Here is a 22,877-nt window from a genome sequence, read left to right on the forward strand (position 1 = left end):
ATCGCGATCAGCAGCATCTTTACATTCCCTCCAGAATCTCATATTTAATGTCATTATCTGAAAGTCTCTCACCTATCCTGCCAAGTATTGTTCTGTTTATCTGTGTCAGCAGTAAATAATGTTTACCCTGCCTATCGTCTCCAACCATGTCTGTATTTCTTATCTGCTTTTCAAGTTTTCTGCCGGTTTCTTTTATATCCCCGGTATCAAGTGAAAGAAGGACATAGGAAGCAAGACCTGCATCAGACATTTTCCTCTGTGACTCCAATTCTTTTTCAAAATACTCGGGACGAAGCACTACTGTTTCAGGATAATACTTCTCATCTTCTATTACCGTCTGATATTCCAGCGCCCTTATAAAAGAAATTCTTATAAGATTACATAGAATAGTGAAAAGGTTGATGTAGTACTGGCTCATCTGATCCGCCTCTGCATCGTAAACCGAGATCATAAGTCTGACTTTTCCATTTTCTGTTATTCCAAATGCATACATGGGAAGCCCATCTGTAAACTCTGTGTTTTTCCAGGTCTCCTGCCCGGATATCACATCGTACACTCTGCTAAAGGATCTCACATTCAGCGATTTGGACAGCTTTTCTGACATTTCCCGGGAGCAGGCCACAAGACGTGCATAATTCTGATTCTCATCTATGGTATAAATAGCAATACTGTGATTTGTCAGAATATCCTCAAGTGTTTCTACTCCGTTCATAAAGATGTCCGCAGGCATGGAACTGTCCAAACGCTCTACAGCTTCAAATATCTTTCCGAAACTGTCCTGATAGCCAAGTATCTGTTTCTTATATTCCTGCTTGTTATTGATAACTGAGAGATACACATCATTAAGGAATTGATATTTGCCTTCAAGCGTTTTTACTTCTTCCTCTTCAAATTTGAGCTTTTGATTCTTACTTGTGACCATGTACCCTGTTATGGCGCCGGTCATAAGATAGATCGCAAAGGGAAGCCAATAATCCGTATTATAAAAAAGCATACTTCCTGTAACGCCGGTTTCTATATACGCATGAATCAAAGATAAACACTGCATAACTCCTGCAAGGATACCGGCGAACATGCCATGGGCACACCCAAGTACCACAACAAAAAACAGTCTGAGATCTATGAATCTGAAGTAGACATTGTTGGTGGTATACTTTAGAAGGTACTGAACTATGATGAAAAAAATAATCAGTTCTCCCACCATAAAAAGCTCATTGGATACCTTTTCGTAAAGCTCCTTCAGTTTTTCTATATATCCCTTTCGTTTTACCGCTTTATCTTTATATCTGTAATAAGCTTCGATAATCTCCGGAAACACATCCTCAACAGGCACAAAGCCATATTCCTTTTTCAGCCGGAGAGCTTCTTCCCTCTCATTTAAAACAAGATCAAAAAACTGCTGTTCATCATACTCTATTGTTGTCTGACTTTCACATTTGGAAAGAATATCGCCAAGCTCTTTATAGGTGTGCCGGAATCCGCTCAGTGCAGTATAGCTTCCACCGTAATCCATACTCTCTTCCGTGATATCCAGAAGAAGTTCTGTAAGATTTCTTAATGAAATAAAATCGACACGTTCTTTTTCGTTGAACGGAAGCTTCACCGGTTGTTTATTCTGAGAAACATCGCCGAACAGCCTGCCAAGCCAGTTATTGACATTATATTTTTTAAATATGTGAGGAATCCTTACGGTGACTGACTTCACATTATTTTGAGCGGACAAAAACGTGACAAGTTTTTCCGACTGCGCACATACAAATGATTCTTCACTAAGATAATGTTTCTTTCCAATCGAATCCTCATTTTTAATCAGCTTGTAATTAAGACTTTCAACCGATGATATATAGATAAGCTTTGATACTTCGTATATACCGCAATCACGTATCAATTCCTCTATCATCATGCTTTCGTTTTGAATGCCCTGATTTCCATCGACATGTCCCGAAAAATACCAGACAACATCCGGAGAATAGGAATACATGATTCTTTTAAAATTCTCCGAAATCATATTCTCACTATAAACACTTACCTTCTTTGACCTGCATACCGATAATTCTTCTGTTACTTCCTTATCCCCCACAAGCACAACCTGGTAATACTCTGCAATAAGCTGCAGGATCTCTTCATCCATAAAGCTTGTGTTTCCGCAAATCAAAACACATGACGGCTGATCTGACCTGTTCCTTTTCCTATTCATTACATCCACCTTGAAAAGAGAAATAATAAAAAATATCAAATAGTATGTTAAATTTAATTAAACTATGTATTAAACATGTAGTAAAATCGTAATAAATTTAATTATTTTGGTGATGAATATCAATGTTACTGTGCCGAGTGGAAGGTTTTTGTGACAAGTGACATTTATATAAGATCAAGGAGGATCTAAAATGAGAATTGCCATTATAGATGATTTGGAAGCAGATCGAGATCTTTTGATAGACAATCTGGCACAATACGCTTCTATGAACAGGATGACTTTTTCGATAGATGAATTCAGTTGTGCCGAGGATTTTCTAAGGGATTATCAGCCTTTTTTATACAATATTATCTTCATGGACATTTACATGGATGGCATGAATGGAATGGAAGCATCCGGTATTATCCGTTCAAAAGATAAATACGCGACGATTGTTTTCCTTACCAGCAGTGATGAATATATGCCTGAAGCTTTTCACATCCACGCTTATGACTACTTGAAGAAACCTGTGGAAACATCGCGTATATATCAGCTTATGGATGAACTGCTTGAACATTCAACATCTCTTTCCGATGCCCCATCATTTTCATTCAGAAGTGAAAAAACAGATATCACACTAACTTATGATCAGATAGTACTTGTCAAAACCTCTCTGTCAAATTATCTGGAAATCACAGATATAGACGGAAACTCCTATCAGACCCGCATGACTTTCTCCACTGTACAAAATCAATTGTCCGGTGACGCAAGATTCCTTCTGGTAATCAGAGGCATACTTGTAAATATGGATCACATAGTAGATATCAGAAATAAAGCCTGCACTATGTCTGGAAATATCTGTGTTCCCATAAATGTCAGAAAAGCATCTGACATAGAATCAGTATGGACAAACTATAAATTCAAAAAGATGAGACTTGAGCTCAAAAAGAGGAGAACCAATCTATGAATGTACCACGTTTACTATTTGCTGTACTAAACGCATATCCCATGCTGACTGCAGTCGTAATGTGTATTATTCCATTGAGACATCAAAGACGGGGAAATCGTATAACCACTTTCCTTGTAGTGATAGCCTTTTTGCTTACACTTTTTTCCGTGACTTCGTATCTTTTGATACAGCATTCCATATTCTACAACAGGTATATTCCACTGATACTGTTTCCCTCATTTTATGCATATGACAGAGCATACCGGGCGGATCTCAGTAAAAAGGCATACATATTTATCTTTTCCTGTGCCGTTGCAAGTTTTATGGTCAATATGTCATACGGCTATGATGCAATCATCCATCCCGCTTCAGACTGGAATCACTTTAGTCATGAAGCAACCGTGTTTCAATTTGTCATCTGCACCTTTATCACACTTCTGTTGAGTTTTCCTCTAAGCAGATTCGGAGCTGAACTTGTGGACGGTTTCGATTCCGATGTAACCTGGTATCTTGCAGGTGTGCTTGCTTCTTTCTTTTTGATTACGACGCTTCTTATCGTTCCGAAACATTATGAAACCTTACACGTTAATAATATGATGATGGCATATTGGGTTGTTATCATCATGATGTTTCTACTCATGCTTATTCTTTTTATGATTTTTTATTTTATTGTTATGAGTTCTGTTCAGGCTTCCCAAATCCGTATAAAAAACCGTTATCTGGAAATGCAGGAGCAGGAATATCGAAAGCTGAAAGACTATATGGAAGCCACCAGAAGACAAAGACATGATTTCAGACAAACTATCCGTACACTTCTTATCATGTCCAATGTTGGCACAATGGAAAGTATAAAAGCCTATCTCACCCATTATCTGGATAGTGAACCTTCATATGCTGTTACAAACTTTACTCCAAATCTTGCTGTCAATGCAGTACTCAACTACTATATGAATTCTGCAAAGGAGAATAATATCAGACTAAACTGGCAGGTCGATCTCGACAAAGACATTCCCTGGATAACCGACTCGGAATTATGTACCGTCGTAGGAAATATTCTTGATAATGCTATCATCGCTTGTTCTGCCCATAATGATGCGCCCCCTGAAGTTGCCCCTTTCATCGATCTTTCATTACGAAGTGAAAACGGCAAAACAATCTACATCATGGTCACAAACAGTTACACCGAAGCAAACAATAAAAAAGCAGCACATAACACACCAAATAACTCTAATGAGCATGGTATAGGCCTTTTATCTATCAAAAATACTGCTGAGAACTATAGCGGCACAGCAAACTTCTATCATGAAGACTCCGAGTTCTACTCTGAAGTAATGCTCCGTGCTCCTGAATAATCGCTCACATATGGCTAAACCATTATAAAAACTGCTTATCCGATACCACGCCATATATATCAGTACAATCACAACTCACGAGTGACGACCTTATTGAAAATCAATAAAGCTCCAGGGTGTTATAGCCCCGGAGCTTTATTTCGATCGGTAAAATACAAAAAGCTCCAGGCCTTCCAGCCTAGAGCTTTCATTATGCGGAGGATGGGACTTGAACCCACACGTCCTACCGGACACAAGATCCTTAGTCTTGCCTGTCTGCCAATTTCAGCACCTCCGCGCGACTCGTATAAGATACCTCATACGAGCACAAATGTCAACAATAATTTTGAATTTTTATGAACAAAGTTCAATTATTGCTTCTGCATATACCTTTGTTGCTATAACGATGTTATCGAGATCAAAGAACTCATCTGCACCATGCATACGTGTATCAACACCCGGAAGAACCGCACCAAAGGCTACACCATTCTTAAGCTCATGAACGTATGTACCGCCACCGATAGCCATTGCCTCACCCTTGAGACCTGTTACTGTCTCATATGCATTGAGAAGCTTCTTAACAAAGTCAGAATCAGATGGAACAACATGAGGAGGAACCATACCGTGACTTGTCCAGTCAAGGCCAAGATCTGTCACTGTCTTTCCTGCCACATCCTCGCAATTCTCCCTGGTAGCCATAACAGGTGTACGGCTGTCGAACTGAACATTAAGCTCTGTATCTGTGATATGGAACATGTCGAGTGTACATGTAAGATCATGTGACTCTTCATCACACATCTTTATACCGAGACCTGAACCGTCTGTGACTCCATAAGGGAACAGCTTAAGTACATTCTTTATAGCTGTGATCTGCTCACACTCAGGAAGAGGAAGCTTTGTAACAAGAAGAAGGGCTGCAATACCTGCATTCTTACCTGTCTCCGGGGTTGAAGCATGCGCAGAAACACCTGTAACTGTTATTTCGTCTACACCTGTCTGGATGCACTCAACACCGCACTCCTTCGCAACCTCATTCATAGGCTCCTCTGCAAGATTCATATCGAGACCCTCAAACTTGAGAACAGCCTTCTGAGGAACTGCATTAACTGCAACACCTGCCTCCATAGAAACAAGCTTCGGAAGTGCTTTTGAAGCTTCAAATTCCTTCGAGATATCACCATGGAAACGTCCCTTTTCGATATTGATAAGAGGGAACTCCGCATCAGGTGAAAATGTCATCTCAGCCTCAGGTTCTACAGCATAATACTTGGAAATGTCTACCGAACCAGTCTCCTCATCAGAACCCATAATGAGACGAACGCCCTTCTTGAGAGGTACACCACACTCCTTTATAGCGCGCATTGCATAGAGTGCACAAAGAAGAGGTCCCTTATCATCAGAAGTTCCTCGGCCATATATTCTGCCATCCTTAACAACAGGCTTAAATGGCTCCGTTACAGTCCATCCCTCACCTGCAGGAACAACATCACAGTGCGCAAGCATATCAAGACTTCTTGGGAGAGCAGGGTCAAGATCAGCTGTACCCACATATCCCTGATAGTTGTTTACAGAAAAACCATACTTGTCAGCAAGGTCTATAGCAAAATTAAGAGCATCGAACGGGCCATCTCCGAAAGGCTTACCCTGCTCATATGACCCCTGAACAGAATTGATAGATACAAAATCCTTGAGATCCTCTATATACTGATCAAGATGCTCCTCTATCCACTTATTTACTGAATCATTCATGCTGTCTCCTATCTCCGCATAAGCGGGAACGGCAGTCTGTTTAGTCAACTGCCGTTCTTTTTGTTAATTGATTATCTTCTAATGAAAATCTTCTTTATATGTTATTTCGCCTGTACTCAAACCGTCAGGCTAAATATTAACCGTCCCATCAGTTTCTTCCAAACTCTGTAAGCTTCAGATCCTTATTTCTGTCAAGAACCATACCAACGGACCACTCATGTGCGAACAGAAGAAGAGGTCTGTCCTTAAGATCCTTAACTATCTTCATATCAGAAGTACCCTGTATCTTGTCGATATTGATCTCTGTGTAGTTCTCAACCCAACGGAGATACTCATAAGGAAGAGTATCGAGCTTTACTTCAACATTATACTCATTCTTAAGTCTGAATGTTAATACTTCAAACTGAAGAACACCTACTACACCAACGATGATCTCTTCCATTCCTGTATTGTACTCCTGGAAGATCTGAATAGCACCTTCCTGAGCAATCTGTGAGATTCCCTTCAGGAACTGCTTACGCTTCATTGTATCCACCTGACGAACTCTGGCAAAATGCTCAGGCGCGAAAGTCGGAATACCATCATATGCAAACTTCTTCGAAGATAACTCCAAAGTATCTCCGATAGAAAAGATGCCCGGATCAAATATACCTATGATATCTCCAGCGTAAGCCTTGTCAACAATCTTACGCTCATCTGCCATCATCTGCGTAGGCTGGCTAAGTTTAACCTTACGTCCTGTCTGAACGTGGTTTACCTCCATACCTGCATCAAACTCACCTGAACATATACGCATGAAAGCTACTCTGTCTCTGTGCTTAGGATCCATATTGGCCTGAATCTTAAATACAAATGCAGAGAACTTCTCATCAACAGTATCGATGATTCCCTTGTCACTCATTCGTGGCATAGGAGGCTTAGTCATCTTAAGGAAATGCTCAAGGAAAGTACGAACGCCAAAGTTAGTGAGTGCTGAACCGAAGAATACAGGTGTCAGATCTCCTTTGTTAATTCTCTCCTCATCATATTCATCGGAAGCTCCGTCAAGAAGTTCCAGATCCTCCTGAAGCTTGTCATAGTATTCAAATCCCACAAGATCCTTCAAGTTTGGATCATCAAGAGCTACATCCTGTTCAGCAACCGCCTTTGTACCACCGGCATTGGCTGTAAAAAGCTCTACAGTCTCTGTCTCTCTGTCAAATACACCCTTAAAGTTACGGCCACATCCGATAGGCCAGTTGATAGGACATGTACGGATACCAAGGACATTCTCTATCTCATCAAGAAGCTCATAGGGATCACGAGCCTCACGGTCAAACTTATTGATAAAGGTAAATATAGGAATATGTCTCATGACACAAACCTTGAAGAGCTTTATCGTCTGTGGCTCTACACCCTTTGCACCGTCAATAACCATGACCGCACTGTCCGCAGCCATAAGTGTACGGTATGTATCCTCTGAGAAGTCCTGATGTCCCGGTGTATCAAGGATGTTGATACACTTGTCACCATAGTTAAACTGTAGAACTGAAGAAGTAACTGAAATACCTCTCTGCTTCTCGATCTCCATCCAGTCTGATACAGCATGCTTGGTAGCCTTACGTCCCTTAACGGTACCTGCAAGATTGATCGCACCTCCGTAAAGAAGGAATTTCTCCGTCAATGTAGTTTTACCCGCATCAGGGTGAGAAATAATCGCGAACGTACGTCTCTTCTCTATTTCTTCTTTTATATTTGCCATGTTTTCTCCATTTATACTTCAACTTTTCCGCGTTGAATCTTAACATAAAAGAGACTATGTCGTAAAGACATAGTCTCAAATATACCTGTAATATCTATAAAAGCTTTAAGCTTACACCTATCATCTTCTGTTTCTTAAGAAATCAGGAATATTGATAGACATCTCCTTACCCTGCTGTGGACGATATGGCTGCTGTACCTGAGGTGCAGGTGCCACTGTCGGAGCCGCAGGAGCTACCGGAGTAGAAGGTGCTGCCGGAGCCGGTGCCGGAGTTACAGGCGCTGTATGTACCTGTGGAGCTACCTGACTCTGTGTCTGAAAACCAACAGACTGACTTGGTGCATTAAGGAAGCTTGGCATAGCAGGTCTTGCAGTCTGCGCTGTGTGCTGTGCAGGTGCATGCTGCGCTGCTGTTGACTTCTTCTCTACAGAATCAAAAACAGAAGATGTTGCTGCGCTATCCTGGATACCTGTTGCAATAACTGTTATCTTACACTCATCCTGTGCATTCTCGTCATACATAGCACCAAAGATGATATTGGCATTATCACCGGCAAGCTCTTCAACATAAGAAGCTGCCTCGTTAGCCTCGATAAGAGAAATATCTCCTGAGATGTTAAGAATAACATCTGTAGCTCCCTGAATAGTTGTCTCAAGAAGAGGTGAAGATATAGCCATCTTAACAGCCTCTGTTGCCTTCTCATCACCCTTACCTGTTCCGATGCCGACATGAGCCACGCCCTTATCCTTCATAACAGAAGAAACATCGGCAAAGTCAAGGTTGATGAGACCCGGTACATTGATAAGATCTGTGATACCCTGAACCGCCTGCTGAAGTACTTCATCAGCCTTTCTGAGAGCATCCGGCATAGTTGTTCTGCGATCAACGATTTCGAGAAGTCTGTCGTTAGGGATAACGATAAGAGTATCTACTGATTCCTTAAGCTGTTCAATACCCTTTATAGCGTTCTGCATACGCTGGCGAGCTTCGAAACGGAAAGGTTTGGTAACTACACCTACTGTAAGGATACCCATATCCTTTGCAATCTTTGCAATGATAGGAGCGGCACCTGTACCGGTTCCACCACCCATACCGCAGGTAACGAATACCATATCTGCGCCCTGCAAAGCAGCAGTTATATCCTCTGAACTCTCCTCAGCTGCCTTAGCGCCAACCTCTGGTCTGCCACCGCAACCGAGTCCTTTAGTAAGCTTCTCTCCGATCTGCATAGTAGTTGGAGCCTGGCTGTACTGTAAAGCCTGCTTATCTGTATTAACACCTATGAATTCCACACCGACAATCCCATCGGTCACCATGCGATTCACAGCGTTATTACCTGCGCCACCAACACCAACAACTATAATCCTTGCAGCTGCCTCTGACTCAGGAAGTTTAATTTCAAGCATAATCTTCCTCCTTAAACACTATATGTTCTCATAATCATTATAGTAGCTTGAACTCGCATGACTTCATACGCCTGTTTTGCAACAAATATCAAGACAAGGTCACACGCCCGTCTACTATACATGTAATCATTCTATTTTTCAATAGCTTAACAGATTTTAGCACGCACATAAGCGGGACATTACTAATTTTTCTTCACATAATTCTTACGTTTTTTTAACATTTCTTTATTTTATTGTTTTTTTGTCTTAAAAATGTAGCTTTCATGATCAGAACTCTCATTGTAATTGGCGAGATTCAGCTCTCCCTTAAGTCCATCAAGCTTTGGAAGTATATCTCTAAGAGTATATATCTTCATCTCCATGTTCTCATTTCCGCCAAGCTGTACCTCGATATCTCCTATATAAAGAGTGGCATTGAGAAGATTGTCATACGCTATCTCATCACAGTTTATTTTGTTTTCGCTAAGTGAGCCTGTGAGATTCAGAATATCTTTGAAAACCTGCATATTCTGAACCGGCAGTTCCTTGTAAAGAACTATAGAACCGAAACTGAGTCCTGTAATCTTAGGTATCCCTTCAAGCTTTTCGCCGGTGGACTCCACCACTATACCATCCTTATCGAAATACATATGACTGGACATATAGTCAACATATCCTACCACATTCTTTTCATAGACAGTGATCACAACAGAGAAAGGTCCCTCCCAGTCTATGTCATATCTCTGGATAAACGGAATCTGCTTATGTTCGCTGGTCTTATCCTTCAAAAAACAATAGAATGAATTGGTATCCCAGTCATCTGAATATATGAGTTTCACCATCTCTTCACTTGAGTATCTGGTATTTCCTATAACCTTAAATGTATTTATCCTTGCACTGGCGAGAATTATGGCCACCAGCAATATTATTACCGGAATCCCCCATAAAACGAGATGTTTTCCACTTTTATGTCCATCTTCATATTCTTCATACTCCTCAGTACCATTGTCATCGAAGTAAAACCGTTTTTTATTATATTTTTTTTCTTTCTTGTTTTTCATACAACGTCTATTTTACAAAAAAGCGATGTTATTTCAATAACATCGCTTCATAAAAACATATTTACTTTTGAACCATCAGGTCTCAAGACTTATCTGACGGGATACCGAAAGGGCTATACCCATCTCACCCATCAATATAAGTAATGAAGTTCCTCCATAACTTACGAACGGAAGCGTTACTCCGGTATTCGGGATAGTGTTTGTAGCAACTGCTATATTGAAAATGATCTGCAGAGCCACATGACACATGATTCCGATGACCAGCATTGAACCGAACAGGTCCTTTGCATTTCTCGCATCATCATACATTCTGTATATGATAAATGCATAAATCAGAATCATCGAAACCGCTCCGAAAAGTCCAAGCTCTTCGCATATGATAGTAAAGATCATATCATTCTGTGCCTCAGGCATGAGGAACTTCTGCACCGATTCACCAAGCCCCTTTCCAAAGATACCTCCGGAACCTATAGCATATAGTCCCTGCAGGGTCTGGAATGTATCATCCGCATAGCTTGAAGGATCCTTCCATGCAAAAATTCTTACAAGCTGATACTCCTGAAGTATACTGAGCTTCTGAAGAAGCTTTGCAAACGGATAGGCAAACACATATACCATCATAGCAAAGCCTCCCGCAATCGCAAAAGGTGCCACTCTCTTACATGATATCCACATCATAAAGAATGTGATACCTGCAATGATCATCGCTGTTGAAAGATTGGTTTTCGCTATGATCACCGCAGGGCCAAGTCCCCAAAGTGCCGTGAGAAGCATTTTCTTCATGTCATTCATCTTCTGACCGTTTATAGTGATAAGCGTGGAAAGCTGAATGATAACTGCTATCTTCATAAGCTCCGCCGGCTGAAACTGTACGCCTGCAATCTTTAGCCATCTTGCCGAACCATGGGATGCTACACCGATGATTGCAGTCACTATCTGCAAAGCCAGTGAAACAACATAAAACGGTCGACTCAACTTATAATAGATATGATAATCAACTCTGGACACCACCAGCATTGCAACGACTCCGCAAGCCGCAAACAATGCCTGTCTTTTCAGGAAATACATGGCATCCTTCATAGTATTCTGCGCCGAATAACCCGATGCCGAATACATGACTATCAGTCCGAAACCTGCTATAAACATGACGGTAAACAGCAGACTATAGTCAAAGAAATATTTAATTTTTTTCTTTTTCGCCAAGTATTACACTCCTCTGCAAGGATCGTATTAATCTTATATCAGTCATAGATATACCGTTCATCACAATCCTTAATGTTATTCAAAGTTACGTTATATAAGTATTTATTCTTTATGTCAACAAAAATGAAGTTTCATCTCATCACAAAGCTTTTACACACTCTTTAAAGATTCGTCCTCTTTCCTCATAGTTAGGGAACATTCCCCACGAAGCACATGCAGGACTGAGAAGCACATAATCACCGGGATCCGCATAAGCCGCACAATCCTTTACCGCCTCATCCATATCCTCCGCAAACATTACATTTGTGAAATCATACTTCTTTGCGCACTCGGCAATTGCGTTTCTAGTCTGTCCGATAAGTACAAGATACTTGACTCTCCCCTTGAAAAGCTTGCACCAGTCGTCAAAAGGAATCTCCTTATCATATCCACCGCCTATAAGAATCGTAGGACCCGGCATCGCGAGAAGCGCCTTTATTGCAGCATCAGGATTTGTTCCTTTAGAATCATTATAATATCTTACTCCGTTTCTCTCGCGAACAAATTCTATACGATGCTCTACCGGCTTGAACTTCTTTATAGCTTTAACTATCTTTTCCATAGGAACGTCCATGTTCATACATACTGCGATGGCGCACATCATATTCTCATAGTTATGAGCTCCGAGAAGATTCGTATCGTGAACATTGAAAAGTGCCTCATCCACTCCATCATGTACGTAATGAATATCCGGCTCATTATAATAGAAGCCTTCCTTCAGGACATGAGTCGAACTGAACCATATAACCTGAGGCTTAAGCGTTTTCCTCTTTCCGAACTTCTTAAGCTCCGGATCATCATAGTTGAGAACTATATAGTCCTCTTCTGTCTGATTCATAGCAATGGACTCTTTCACTTTCGCATAATTCTTCATTGTCTTGTGTCTGTCAAGATGATCCGGTGTGATATTGGTTATACATGACACATGTGGATGAAAATCCATGATCGTCTCAAGCTGGAAGGAGCTCACTTCAATAATCGTTGCCGAGTCATCCCTTGTATCCAGCGCATCTGCAGTGAAAGGATTTCCAATATTTCCACATACATGCGTGTCATCATATTCTGTCTTCAGTATCTCACCAATAAGAGAAACTGTAGTTGTCTTGCCATTGGTTCCTGTTACCGCAGCAAGCTTTCCCTTGCTTGACTGGTACGCAAGTTCAATCTCTCCCCAGATTGGAATCTTGGCGGATTCGATTAGTTTCACAAACGGTTTGTCAAGCGGAATACCCGGACTGATAACCGCAAGATCAACCTGCAAAAGATCCGATGGATTCAGGTCCCCCACAATAACAGTGATCTTATCCTTTTTCTTAAAATTATTCATAAGCTTAATCTTATCAAGCTCTTTGTTTGAGTCATAAAGGATAACATGTCCTCCCAGACTCAGTATCTGCCTCGCAGCACAGATACCGCTTTTGCCTGTGCCCAACACGAGCACTTTCCGACTTTGCATGCACTTCACCTCATTTTTGTCAACTTAGCTGCCGTCTGTCACATTCCCAATGCAGCAACAAGACAAAGCAGAATAGTAATAATTGTAAATACTGTCACAACCTTCGTTTCAGACCAGCCGCCTAATTCATAATGATGATGGATTGGCGCCATTCTGAATACCCTCTTTCCATGTGTTGCTTTAAAATAAGTCACCTGGATGATGACTGACAGTACCTCAACAAGATATATAAGTGCAAATATAGGTATAAATAATGGAATGCCCATCTCAAATGATGCAGCTGCCACAAAACCTCCGAGCGCAAGTGAACCGGTATCTCCCATGAAGATCTTTGCCGGATGACAGTTGAAAACAAGGAATCCGAGAAGACTTCCGAAAACTCCTCCTGCCATAGGAAGAAGTTCACCATCACCCTTATACATGCTCACAAACGCAATAAAAATGGCTATCACTGCTGTTACAGAACTTGCCAGTCCGTCTATACCATCTGTAAAGTTTGCACCATTATCCGTACCCAGAACAATAAACAAAAGTACAGGAATATAGAACCAGCCAAAGTTCAGATATATTTCCGTAAAAGGTATTTTCATCAGATTTGTGTAATCCGGTGACAAGTATAGATACACTGCAAAGATCAGGGTGATGATAAACTGGCACGCTGACTTCTGTTTAGGATTGAAACCCTCAGACTGGTGCTTAACCACCTTAAGGTAATCATCCACAAATCCGACTATTCCGAAACCTATCGTAAGCAATAATACAGGAATAATCTTAGGGTAACGTCCCATGAAAATCACACTTACAATAGCGATTGCGATAATGAACACTATTCCGCCCATGGTAGGTGTGCCCTGCTTTTTCAAATGAGACTGAGGTCCGTCATCACGAACCTCCTGTCCAAATTTAAGCTTATGAAGCTCAGGAATCGCAAAAGGCATAATTGCCGCAACTATTGCGAATCCTAATAAAATTGAAATCACCAAATCAAAATACATTTTAAAACTCCAGCTTTCACATATTATAACGTGAGTATCACAAGTATTTGTCACTCACTGGCTCGCGTCAACATACATTCGTGTGCAATATTCTGCATCATATTATCCATTAGATTCTTCTGTCGGAACCTCATCCGGAAGTTCGAATCCGTACTCTTCTCCACCCGGTTCGATGAACTCATCCGTCACAGGTGCTGCTGTCTCGGTCTCAACAACATTACCATCCTCATCAGTTTCCTTCTCATCTCCGGTCTTCTCTTCTGTTGTCTCTCCGTCCCCTGAAGCTGTTGTAACCTGCTCTCCCATGGCATCCTTGGAAATGCCTTCCGGATTATTGGCAAGTCGCTTATTAATGCTGTCTTCCGGATCAGTATCCCCTGAAGGAGCGATGTTCATGAACTGAAGTGCATCATTCATGATCTTTCTTTCTATATTGATAGCGAAGGAAGCAGTTGCCTGTGCTTCACCTTCAAGATTCGGAGTATCAACGATAACATACACAAGAAGCTGAGGATCTTCAACAGGTGCAAAGCCCACAAACGATACAAGATAGTTCTTTGCGGAACGTGGAATCTTCTCCGCTGTTCCCGTCTTTCCTCCTATATGGTACCCCTGAATCTTTGCCTTGGTACCTGTACCGCCTTCAACTGTCTGGTACAATGCCTCCCTGAGGAAATCACTTGTGTTCTTTGAACAGGTTATCCTGGAAACTTCCGGCTTGACATTTTCCACCACAGTTCCGTTGTTGTTAAGTATCTGTTTTACAACATGAGGCTTATAGTAGCTTCCACCGTTTATGATACTGCAGTATGCCGCAGCCATCTGAATCATGGTTACGTTGTAGTTCTGTCCGAATGAGTTGGTCGCCAGGGTCGTACGTCCAAGATTGTCAGCTGCATATACAAGGCTTGATGTGTCAGCTTCAGCAGGAAGATCGATTCCTGTTTTTTCACCAAATCCGAATAAGTGCTGATACTTTACAAACTTCTCCGCTCCAAGGGCAAAGGCTGTGTTCATAAGGTAAACATTACATGACCTCATAAGACCTGTCTGGGCATCGATCACACCGTCACCGTCATGATTGTGGCAACGGATTCTCCAGGTATGAATTCCGTCACTCAGTTCAATGTATCCTTCACAGTTAAACGTTGTTGACGGGGTAATGGCTTTTTCCTCAAGCGCTCCGGCAAGTGTTATGGACTTTGCAGTAGAACCCGGCTCATAGGTATCGGAAACTACTACATTTCTCCACATCTGGTTCCACGCAACCTGCTTTCCATAAGAAAGTATATCATCAGCAGAATAATACTTGCTTACTTCATCCTGAGATATGGGAGTTGCATCAGGATTTTCTCTTTTATAAACTCCTACCGCTTCTTTTCGGCCGAGCTCCATCAGATATGAATCTGTGTAGGTCTTTGGATCAAGTTCTCTCGGGTTGTTGAGATCAAACTGATTTGTAGAACCCATGGCAAGTACTTCACCCGTATTCGGATCCATAACTATCGCTGCAGCAACCTTTGATCCGACATCGTCATTCTGCCACTCGTTGAGATACTTCTCAAGCGACATCTGGATGTTGGTATTGATGGTGGTAACTATGGTTTCACCGTCCGTAGGCTGTTTAAGAACCGACTGAAGTTTGGTGTCACTGTCCATGTAACCGTACTCACGACCGTTAACTCCGACAAGAGTATCATTGTAGTATTGTTCAACACCACCGTTTCCACTGGTTCCGTCCGCACTTGAGAATCCTATGACATTACATGCCAAAGATCCGTAAGGATAGGTTCTCTTGTACTCATCCTCGAACCATATTCCACGGATACGATTTTTGGTTCCGCTCTTCGAATATGCTGCATTCTGCTGCTTCATGTACTCTTCGAAGCCGGATTTCTGATCATATGAAAGCTCCTTGGCATATTTTACATATGACTTGTCCTTCTTTTCATTAAGAAGTGCACGAAGCTCATTCTCATCATATTGGAAATATTCTGACAATGCTTTGATCGTCGGATCTACATATCTGCCACCGTCTCCGGAAAATATAACTCTCGGATCGATTATCAGATTGTACACCTTCTGGCTGGTGGCGAGCACAGTTCCGTTCCTGTCCATAATGTCTCCACGACGGAACGGGATCGTACGGGAATCATAGGATGCCTGTCTTTGCGAAAGAACTATCCTGTTGTATTCCTCACTGTTGTTTCGCACAAGCCTGTAAATCACAACGATAAGGGCAATTAAAGCTAGCATAATCACACCGAGTGTGATGGCTAGCTTTCTCTGCATATAAGGGGAAAGTATCTTTCCCCTCTTTCGTCTTCTGTTTTCATCAGTACTTTGGGATGTCCTCATATTGTCTTACATACTCACTTTCGGTCTTGTCATATGTTATGGTCTGATTATCATCAGCATACACCATTCCAAGTTCCTGAGTCGCAACACGATAAATGTTATCGAGATCAAGGGAAGTATCTATGCTGTTCTGAAGTGCAGCATTACTGGACTGAAGCTTATCCAGTTGCTGCTTCATAAGCTCTATAGATGATATCCTTGTGTTAATCTGGGTCTGTAAACGTATGTATGAAAAGCAAAGTGCCAAAGTACATGCAAGAGCAATACACAGAATAGAAAGCGCAGTTGCATCCATGGTATCGACCTTGTTTCTGAGTCTCTCCTGCTGGGCTCTATACTGTTTTTCGCGTTCCTTTAAAACCCGGGCTTTCTCCTGCTCTCTTCTTCTGCGAAGTTCTGTCTCTCTGTCTATCTGTCTTTGTGTCTGTATCTTACGGGCGGCATTTCCCTCCACATAAGTTCTGGCCAATCTTGATGCCGCTACGGCACCTGCTCGTCTTCTTGCCATAACTTTTCCCCCTGTATATCGAACAGTACATCATGTCATCTACGGTAGAAGTCCTCCCACACTATCCCGGAACCATCTACCTGAATCGAACTTTATAAACCTCCGATAAATCAGTCAAAATATGGCCTCAGGTTGTCCCTCGGCCAGTATCAGTTCATTATGTCTGCTTATGTTGTTTACAAGATGTAGCTTATTTGTCTTAATAATGTTTATTGAGTCCGATACTCAACCACTCCATCCTGCCTCCCCGGCCCGGATTTCATGGTATCCGATCATCGCTCTGTGTGTTTCTCAAATACCCGAAGCTTGGCACTCTTTGATCTTGAGTTCTCTGAAAGCTCCTCATCACTTGGAAGTATAGGCTTCCTTGTGATCACCTTGCCTCTTGACTTTCTGCCACATGTGCAGATAGGAAATTCCGGCGGGCAGATGCAAGGCTTTTCTGCTGTTCGGAACTTGTTTTTAACTATTCTGTCTTCCAGTGAATGGAAGGTTATGATGCAAAGTCTTCCACCCTCATCCAATGCATCTATCATCTTATCTATAGACTCTTCAAGAACATCAAGTTCTCTGTTGAGTTCTATACGGATGGCCTGAAATGTTCTCTTGGCTGGATGACCTGATGTCGCCCTTATCCTTGCAGGAATTGCTCCTGAAATTATATCGGACAGTTCAAGTGTAGTCTCGATTCGCTTTGTCTCACGATACTTGCATATATGCTTTGCTATGTTCTGAGCGAATCTGTCCTCTCCATAGTTCTTTATCATATGGAAGAGCTGTGACTCGGTGTAGTCATTAACTATATCTGCGGCAGTGACAGGATTCCGATCATCCATTCGCATATCAAGCGGTGCATCCGCTCTGTAGCTGAAACCTCTTTCTGCTGTATCCAGCTGATAACTGGACACCCCAAGATCCAGATATATACCATTTACTTTTTCGATTCCGAGATTCTTAAGCACACTGTCAATCTGCTCATAATTGCTGCGAACCACAGTGACTCTGTCTTGATAATCCTTCAATCTTTCCGTAGCTGCCGCAATGGCATCCTTATCCTGATCTATCCCGATCAGTCTTCCCTTGTCGGAAAGCTTCTGACATACAAGTGATGCATGTCCCCCACCGCCGAGCGTACCATCCACATAGATTCCGTCCGGTTTTATATTTAATCCATCTACTGTTTCATGTAAAAGAACGGAATAATGTTTAAACATCAGATACCAAGGCCTTCCCAGTCGGCTTCAAGAGCTTCCTCATCATCAAAATTGTACTTCTCGTTATAAAGATCTGTATCCCAGATCTCAATGTGATCTCCGACACCCAGTAAAGTAATATCCTTATCCAATCCGGCTTTATCTCTCAATACCTGAGGAATAAGTATCCTTCCCTGCTTATCAAGTTCACATGTATTGGCAGAACCAAGCAAAAATCTCTTTAAGCTTCTTGCTTTCTCATTTGTCATAGGAAGTGCATTAAGTTTGTCTTCAAGAGCTTCCCACTCTTTCGATGCATACATTGCAAGGCAGCCGTCCAGACTTCTGGTTACCGTGAACTCCATTCCGAGCTGGTCCCTGAACTTGGCCGGGATGATCAATCTGCCCTTGGCATCTAGGTTGTGGTGATATTCCCCTGTAAACGACATACCCTTTTCTACCACTTTCTACCACTTTCTACCACTTCTATAATTATAATGCCCTTTTTTATATCGAGTGTCAAGATAAGATACCGTAATAATAGGCTTACGATAGTTGAAAATTTTGAGTATTTTTTTACATATTTTTTATACATTTTTATGTTTTATTTTTGATGACTTTATCCCGTTTTTACAAACTTTATGGCTTATTTACGTGCTTCAGACGTTAACGATTCTCCTCGTTAATTCAAAGCCCATTCCGGGTCATCTATGATCACCGGACAGAGCCATGTAAGAATAGTGATTTTCCCATGGTCATATCCACATAAAAATACGGTGGGAGGAATTCCCACTTTTTGACTCATTTTGGGAATACGGCCCACCGTAAAATTATAAACACTTTAATTTATTCAAAATTTAATTTTTTACACCATTAAAAAAGCGATGTCCTTTGCTTAGGACATCGCTATCTTAAATATAGTAAAATCAATGATTATCGTATCGAAGGTGCCATGTTCTTGAACTGTTCGCATGAACCAACAAGTACCCATGTTTTTGCACTCAAAATTGTTTGCGTGATTCAAATACTGACCATCAGATATTTCTATCAACTCAAATCAGACATTAAATCTGAATTCAACGACATCTCCATCCTGCATCACGTACTCTTTACCTTCCATACGTACAAGACCTTTCTCACGTGCTGCTGCAGTTGAACCACAGTCAAGAAGATCCTGATAGTTGATAACTTCTGCCTTAATGAAACCTCTCTCAAAATCAGAGTGAATCTTTCCTGCTGCCTGAGGAGCCTTTGTTCCCACCTTGATAGTCCATGCTCTTGTCTCCTTCTCTCCTGCTGTAAGGAATGACATAAGCCCGAGAAGTGTGTAAGAAGCACGAACGATCTTATCAAGACCTGATTCTGTCATGCCGAGGCTCTCAAGATACTCTGCTTTTTCATCATCCTCAAGCTCTGCGATCTCCTCCTCTATCTGAGCGGAGATAACAAAAACTCCGGAGTTGTTGCTTGCAGCATACTCACGAACCTTCTGAACATATTCATTGGAAGCCCCATCATCAGCAACTGAATCCTCATCAACATTGGCAGCATAGATAACAGGCTTTCTTGTAAGAAGATCAAGAGAATCCACAAATGCATTCTTATCTTCATCACCTGCATCATAAGATATAGCTAACTTATCGGATTCAAGGTGCGCATGAAGCTCCTCAAGAAGTGCATACTCAGCCTTGGCATCCTTGTCGTTATTGGCAAGTTTCTTTGTCTTTGCCATACGCCTGTCAAGAAGATCAAGATCAGAGAAGATAAGCTCGAGATTGATGGTTTCAATATCTCTGATAGGATCAACGGATCCGTCAACATGTACGATGTTAGGATCATCAAAGCAACGAACCACGTGTACGATGGCATCGGTCTCTCTGATGTTTGAAAGGAACTGGTTACCAAGACCTTCGCCCTTTGAAGCACCCTTTACAAGTCCCGCGATATCCACGAACTGGATAACGGCAGGTGTGATCTTCTGTGAACTGTAAAGAGCAGCAAGCTTGTCCAGACGTTCATCCGGTACCGCAACCACACCAACGTTTGGCTCGATAGTACAGAACGGATAGTTGGCTGACTCAGCTCCAGCTTTTGTTATTGCATTAAAAAGTGTCGATTTACCGACATTAGGTAATCCTACTATGCCCAACTTCATATTATATATATCTCCTTAAAATCTTGTATTACTGTCTTATGATCCGTTTACCGGTTAGGGTACACAAAAAACCGTTGATACTATACCATACTTCAGATTACTTTTCCATACTTCTGTTATGCCGTCATCCTATACGCCACATCCGTAAGCCTGTCCACCGGATCAACCATAGTTTCATTGACCTCCCTCACCATATCGGAAATCCTATCCAGTTCTATACCTCCAACATCCGGTACCAGAAGCATCTCGTGTCTTGAAGACGGAATTACGATAAACTGACTTATTCCGCATTTTTCAGAAAGATTCTTTATGCTGCCTTTATCAAGAATAGCGCTCGCTCCATATATCTTATTCTTGTTTGTGATAACGTATATTGCTTTATCACTGTCTATGCACTCCATATCACGTACAGGCTTTCCCATCATACCACTCAATGCTTCAAACATTGGCTGAATCAGAGTTTCTCCGCATATATTCTTTTCTGCACATTCCCAGGCTTCATCCTCGGTTATTCCCGAAAGCTTCAGTATAGCTTCATTCATCTTGATGCTTCCGCTTGCACCTGCAACCATAACCCTCAAATAAAGATAGCACTCAAGTCCTTCAAACCCGCAGTCCCTTTTGATAAGCGGCTCTTCGCTCTTCTTCTGTATGGCAATGTAAACATTACCCAGAACAAAATCCCTCCTTTTCAATAGTTCTGTATCAAAATCGGCACACCTATGGTTTTCTGCAATCCTGAGAATCTGCGAAGCAAGATCCGAAACACTTTGTTCCTTCTCATTCGCCTCCTTAATAAGCTCATCAATGTATATACTGGGAGAGCAGTTTCCTTCTCCTCTTATAACTATAGCCTCCATTACTACACCGTTTTTTACGGTTCTGCAGAGCTCTGCCTCGTGTCCGTTTTTCTTAAGCTCTGAAAGTACCATTTCCTTTGTGATCATTTTTACTCCTTTTCGAATGTTATAAAACTAAGCATGTGCACAAAGGGTCTCACGATAACGTAAGTCCTGCGTAAATTCATATCCATTCAAAAGAAGACAAAAATTTTCAAAAACCGGGGATTAACTATAGATTGTAAAGATAGCCCTAGAGCCATAGAAGTAACTATAGAAATTCAGAATTTATATAAAAAGAATGACATGCCCCACCGTGGAATAAACCGGAGGCATTACCTATCAAAATAACATTAAATATATACTTTTTGAATAATAAAGGAATCTACGTCAGAACTTGACGTTAAAGAAATGTTGACAGCTTTGTGTCATCAACTTGTAGGAGCATTATATAGTTGATTTATGATTCTTGCAACCATATTTTTCCACATTATAATCTTTTGAATTATGCGGATAAAAAAAGATCCGGAGGACTTTCTCATTATCCCTCGGATCTTTTCCACAATTAAAGATTCATCTATACACTTTTTAACAGCTAATCTAACGAAACCCTGTTTACCGGCATATCCAATGATTCTCCCTTTCGCATTTATTAAATCTGTGTCCCTCTTTCTTAGGCCTGTTCAGATTCTACTGTCTCGTCACTCTCTTTTTGGTCATTTTCCGGTTGCTTACCATTTTCTTTTAATGAAGCCTGTTCCTTTGCTTTCAATGCCTCAAGCTCAGCCTTAAGAACCACATCGGTTCCCTGTTTCTTCACTTTGTTGAGGTTATATATTATCAGTCCTGCACCGACAACTGCCAGAAGTCCCGAAAGAAGCTGTGATACCGCAATCTTTGTTCCCCAAAGATAAAGGGAATCTGTTCTAAGTCCCTCTATCCAGAATCGCCCTATGCCGTAACACATAAGATACTGGAAAAACATCTGGCCGGTGAACTTCTTCCTGGGCGCCATCAGATAAAATATCACAAGGGTACACAGATTCCACATTGACTCATAGAAGAATGTCGGATGAACCTGAATAAACAGATTCTCGCCTATCTTATAAGAATTAAGAAGTACATCATCATTCAGCATATTGGTATTGACGATAGCCTCCCTGATACGCATGGCAAAAAGAGAATCCGTATAGCCTCCAAAGGCCTCCGTATTAAAGAAATTCCCCCATCTTCCGATGCTCTGGCCGGTGAGAAGGCCAAGTATAGCCGAATCTGCAAGTGAGAGGAAATTCATATTACGAACATGACAAAACAGCGCGCAGCATATTACACTAACTATAATTCCGCCATATATCGCCAGTCCCCCCTGACGTATGTTCAGTATCTCATCAAGATGCTGCGAATAGTAGCTCCATTCAAAAGCAACATAGTAGGCTCTGGCCCCCAGTATGGCGAATATAACCGTGTATAATCCCATATCCTGAATATCATCCACCTTTAGGCCTCTGCGCTTATAATCAAGGCTTGCTATGAAAAATCCGAGCAGCATTCCTACTCCGATAATGATTCCATAATAAGCTATCCTGAATCCAAACACTGATATACTGCTTGTTAAATGTTCAATGCCGATTCCCAGATGTGGAAAATAAATGTCAAAATTATCTGTATTCATCAAGTTAATTCCTTTCACAGCTTTGGTGTCTCAATTCTTATGTATACGTCTCTGTCATCCAATGGC

At 41.5% G+C, this 22,877-nt stretch carries 17 protein-coding genes and 1 tRNA gene; 2 read left to right on the forward strand and 16 right to left on the reverse strand.

All coding sequences use genetic code 11. The features are described 5' to 3' along the window. Nucleotides 1-19: 19 nt before the first annotated feature. Complete coding sequence (locus tag BM294_RS04470) at nt 20-2,197, reverse strand: NAD(P)-dependent oxidoreductase (protein WP_091205285.1); 2,178 nt, start codon at nt 2,195-2,197, stop codon at nt 20-22. Between the two features lie 190 nt (nt 2,198-2,387). On the opposite strand from BM294_RS04470, the gene BM294_RS04475 reads away from it, so the two are divergent. Then, complete coding sequence (locus BM294_RS04475; protein WP_091205286.1) at nt 2,388-3,143, forward strand: LytR/AlgR family response regulator transcription factor; 756 nt, start codon at nt 2,388-2,390, stop codon at nt 3,141-3,143. Next, on the forward strand, nt 3,140-4,477 hold the full coding sequence (locus BM294_RS04480) for a sensor histidine kinase (RefSeq protein ID WP_091205288.1): 1,338 nt from the start codon (nt 3,140-3,142) through the stop codon (nt 4,475-4,477). The genes BM294_RS04475 and BM294_RS04480 overlap by 4 nt, the downstream gene beginning before the upstream one ends. Before the next feature lie 193 nt (nt 4,478-4,670). Here BM294_RS04480 and BM294_RS04485 read toward each other — a convergent pair. The 15 genes from BM294_RS04485 to lgt all read right to left on the reverse strand — a co-directional run bounded on the left by BM294_RS04485 (nt 4,671) and on the right by lgt (nt 22,811). Then, nucleotides 4,671-4,754, reverse strand: a tRNA-Leu gene (locus BM294_RS04485). Between the two features lie 56 nt (nt 4,755-4,810). After that, a complete protein-coding gene (locus tag BM294_RS04490) occupies nt 4,811-6,205 on the reverse strand; it encodes a Sapep family Mn(2+)-dependent dipeptidase (protein ID WP_091205289.1) in 1,395 nt (464 codons plus the stop codon). Nucleotides 6,206-6,353: 148 nt separating this feature from the next. Continuing rightward, nucleotides 6,354-7,946, reverse strand: a complete 1,593-nt coding sequence (locus tag BM294_RS04495) for a peptide chain release factor 3 (protein ID WP_091205291.1) — start codon at nt 7,944-7,946, stop codon at nt 6,354-6,356. 120 nt (nt 7,947-8,066) lie between these two features. Then, on the reverse strand, nt 8,067-9,353 hold the full coding sequence (gene ftsZ, locus BM294_RS04500) for a cell division protein FtsZ (RefSeq protein WP_091205293.1): 1,287 nt from the start codon (nt 9,351-9,353) through the stop codon (nt 8,067-8,069). 230 nt (nt 9,354-9,583) lie between these two features. After that, nucleotides 9,584-10,393 carry a cell division protein FtsQ/DivIB gene (locus BM294_RS04505; RefSeq protein ID WP_091205295.1) on the reverse strand — a complete coding sequence of 270 codons (810 nt, stop codon included), beginning with the start codon at nt 10,391-10,393 and terminating at the stop codon, nt 9,584-9,586. Between the two features lie 75 nt (nt 10,394-10,468). After that, complete coding sequence (locus BM294_RS04510) at nt 10,469-11,596, reverse strand: FtsW/RodA/SpoVE family cell cycle protein (RefSeq protein ID WP_091205297.1); 1,128 nt, start codon at nt 11,594-11,596, stop codon at nt 10,469-10,471. Between the two features lie 139 nt (nt 11,597-11,735). Continuing rightward, on the reverse strand, nt 11,736-13,091 hold the full coding sequence (gene murD, locus BM294_RS04515; protein ID WP_091205299.1) for a UDP-N-acetylmuramoyl-L-alanine--D-glutamate ligase: 1,356 nt from the start codon (nt 13,089-13,091) through the stop codon (nt 11,736-11,738). A gap of 38 nt (nt 13,092-13,129) precedes the next feature. Next, nucleotides 13,130-14,086 carry a phospho-N-acetylmuramoyl-pentapeptide-transferase gene (gene mraY, locus BM294_RS04520; protein WP_091205301.1) on the reverse strand — a complete coding sequence of 319 codons (957 nt, stop codon included), beginning with the start codon at nt 14,084-14,086 and terminating at the stop codon, nt 13,130-13,132. 102 nt (nt 14,087-14,188) lie between these two features. Next, nucleotides 14,189-16,342, reverse strand: coding sequence for a peptidoglycan D,D-transpeptidase FtsI family protein (locus tag BM294_RS04525; RefSeq protein WP_242944418.1), 2,154 nt, complete (start codon nt 16,340-16,342; stop codon nt 14,189-14,191). Nucleotides 16,343-16,421: 79 nt separating this feature from the next. Then, nucleotides 16,422-16,952, reverse strand: coding sequence for an FtsB/FtsL family cell division protein (locus BM294_RS04530; RefSeq protein WP_091205304.1), 531 nt, complete (start codon nt 16,950-16,952; stop codon nt 16,422-16,424). 272 nt (nt 16,953-17,224) lie between these two features. Further along, complete coding sequence (gene rsmH / locus BM294_RS04535; RefSeq protein ID WP_330389804.1) at nt 17,225-18,166, reverse strand: 16S rRNA (cytosine(1402)-N(4))-methyltransferase RsmH; 942 nt, start codon at nt 18,164-18,166, stop codon at nt 17,225-17,227. After that, nucleotides 18,166-18,594: a division/cell wall cluster transcriptional repressor MraZ gene (gene mraZ / locus BM294_RS04540; RefSeq protein ID WP_091205383.1), complete on the reverse strand. Its 429-nt coding sequence runs from the start codon at nt 18,592-18,594 to the stop codon at nt 18,166-18,168. The genes rsmH and mraZ overlap by 1 nt, the downstream gene beginning before the upstream one ends. A 608-nt stretch (nt 18,595-19,202) precedes the next feature. Next, a complete protein-coding gene (ychF, locus tag BM294_RS04545; protein WP_091205307.1) occupies nt 19,203-20,300 on the reverse strand; it encodes a redox-regulated ATPase YchF in 1,098 nt (365 codons plus the stop codon). Nucleotides 20,301-20,416: 116 nt separating this feature from the next. Further along, nucleotides 20,417-21,247, reverse strand: coding sequence for a DUF5688 family protein (locus BM294_RS04550; protein WP_091205308.1), 831 nt, complete (start codon nt 21,245-21,247; stop codon nt 20,417-20,419). A gap of 565 nt (nt 21,248-21,812) precedes the next feature. Beyond that, nucleotides 21,813-22,811, reverse strand: coding sequence for a prolipoprotein diacylglyceryl transferase (gene lgt, locus BM294_RS04555; RefSeq protein WP_091205309.1), 999 nt, complete (start codon nt 22,809-22,811; stop codon nt 21,813-21,815). Nucleotides 22,812-22,877 lie beyond the last annotated feature (66 nt).

It is taken from the genome of Oribacterium sp. WCC10 (assembly GCF_900113415.1).
In the GTDB taxonomy this organism is placed as follows: Bacteria; Bacillota; Clostridia; order Lachnospirales; family Lachnospiraceae; genus Oribacterium.

Excerpts from the sequence above, each read along its gene's own strand:
- ftsZ (WP_091205293.1), bottom strand. The coding sequence starts at position 9,353 with ATGCTTGAAATTAAACTTCCTGAGTCAGAGGCAGCTGCAAGGATTATA.
- BM294_RS04475 (WP_091205286.1), top strand. The coding sequence starts at position 2,388 with ATGAGAATTGCCATTATAGATGATTTGGAAGCAGATCGAGATCTTTTG.
- BM294_RS04505 (WP_091205295.1), bottom strand. The coding sequence starts at position 10,393 with ATGAAAAACAAGAAAGAAAAAAAATATAATAAAAAACGGTTTTACTTC.
- mraY (WP_091205301.1), bottom strand. The coding sequence starts at position 14,086 with ATGTATTTTGATTTGGTGATTTCAATTTTATTAGGATTCGCAATAGTT.
- mraZ (WP_091205383.1), bottom strand. The coding sequence starts at position 18,594 with ATGTCGTTTACAGGGGAATATCACCACAACCTAGATGCCAAGGGCAGA.
- BM294_RS04490 (WP_091205289.1), bottom strand. The coding sequence starts at position 6,205 with ATGAATGATTCAGTAAATAAGTGGATAGAGGAGCATCTTGATCAGTAT.
- murD (WP_091205299.1), bottom strand. The coding sequence starts at position 13,091 with ATGCAAAGTCGGAAAGTGCTCGTGTTGGGCACAGGCAAAAGCGGTATC.
- BM294_RS04550 (WP_091205308.1), bottom strand. The coding sequence starts at position 21,247 with ATGATCACAAAGGAAATGGTACTTTCAGAGCTTAAGAAAAACGGACAC.
- ychF (WP_091205307.1), bottom strand. The coding sequence starts at position 20,300 with ATGAAGTTGGGCATAGTAGGATTACCTAATGTCGGTAAATCGACACTT.
- BM294_RS04525 (WP_242944418.1), bottom strand. The coding sequence starts at position 16,342 with ATGCTAGCTTTAATTGCCCTTATCGTTGTGATTTACAGGCTTGTGCGA.
- BM294_RS04480 (WP_091205288.1), top strand. The coding sequence starts at position 3,140 with ATGAATGTACCACGTTTACTATTTGCTGTACTAAACGCATATCCCATG.
- BM294_RS04530 (WP_091205304.1), bottom strand. The coding sequence starts at position 16,952 with ATGGCAAGAAGACGAGCAGGTGCCGTAGCGGCATCAAGATTGGCCAGA.
- rsmH (WP_330389804.1), bottom strand. The coding sequence starts at position 18,166 with ATGTTTAAACATTATTCCGTTCTTTTACATGAAACAGTAGATGGATTA.
- BM294_RS04470 (WP_091205285.1), bottom strand. The coding sequence starts at position 2,197 with ATGAATAGGAAAAGGAACAGGTCAGATCAGCCGTCATGTGTTTTGATT.
- lgt (WP_091205309.1), bottom strand. The coding sequence starts at position 22,811 with ATGAATACAGATAATTTTGACATTTATTTTCCACATCTGGGAATCGGC.
- BM294_RS04495 (WP_091205291.1), bottom strand. The coding sequence starts at position 7,946 with ATGGCAAATATAAAAGAAGAAATAGAGAAGAGACGTACGTTCGCGATT.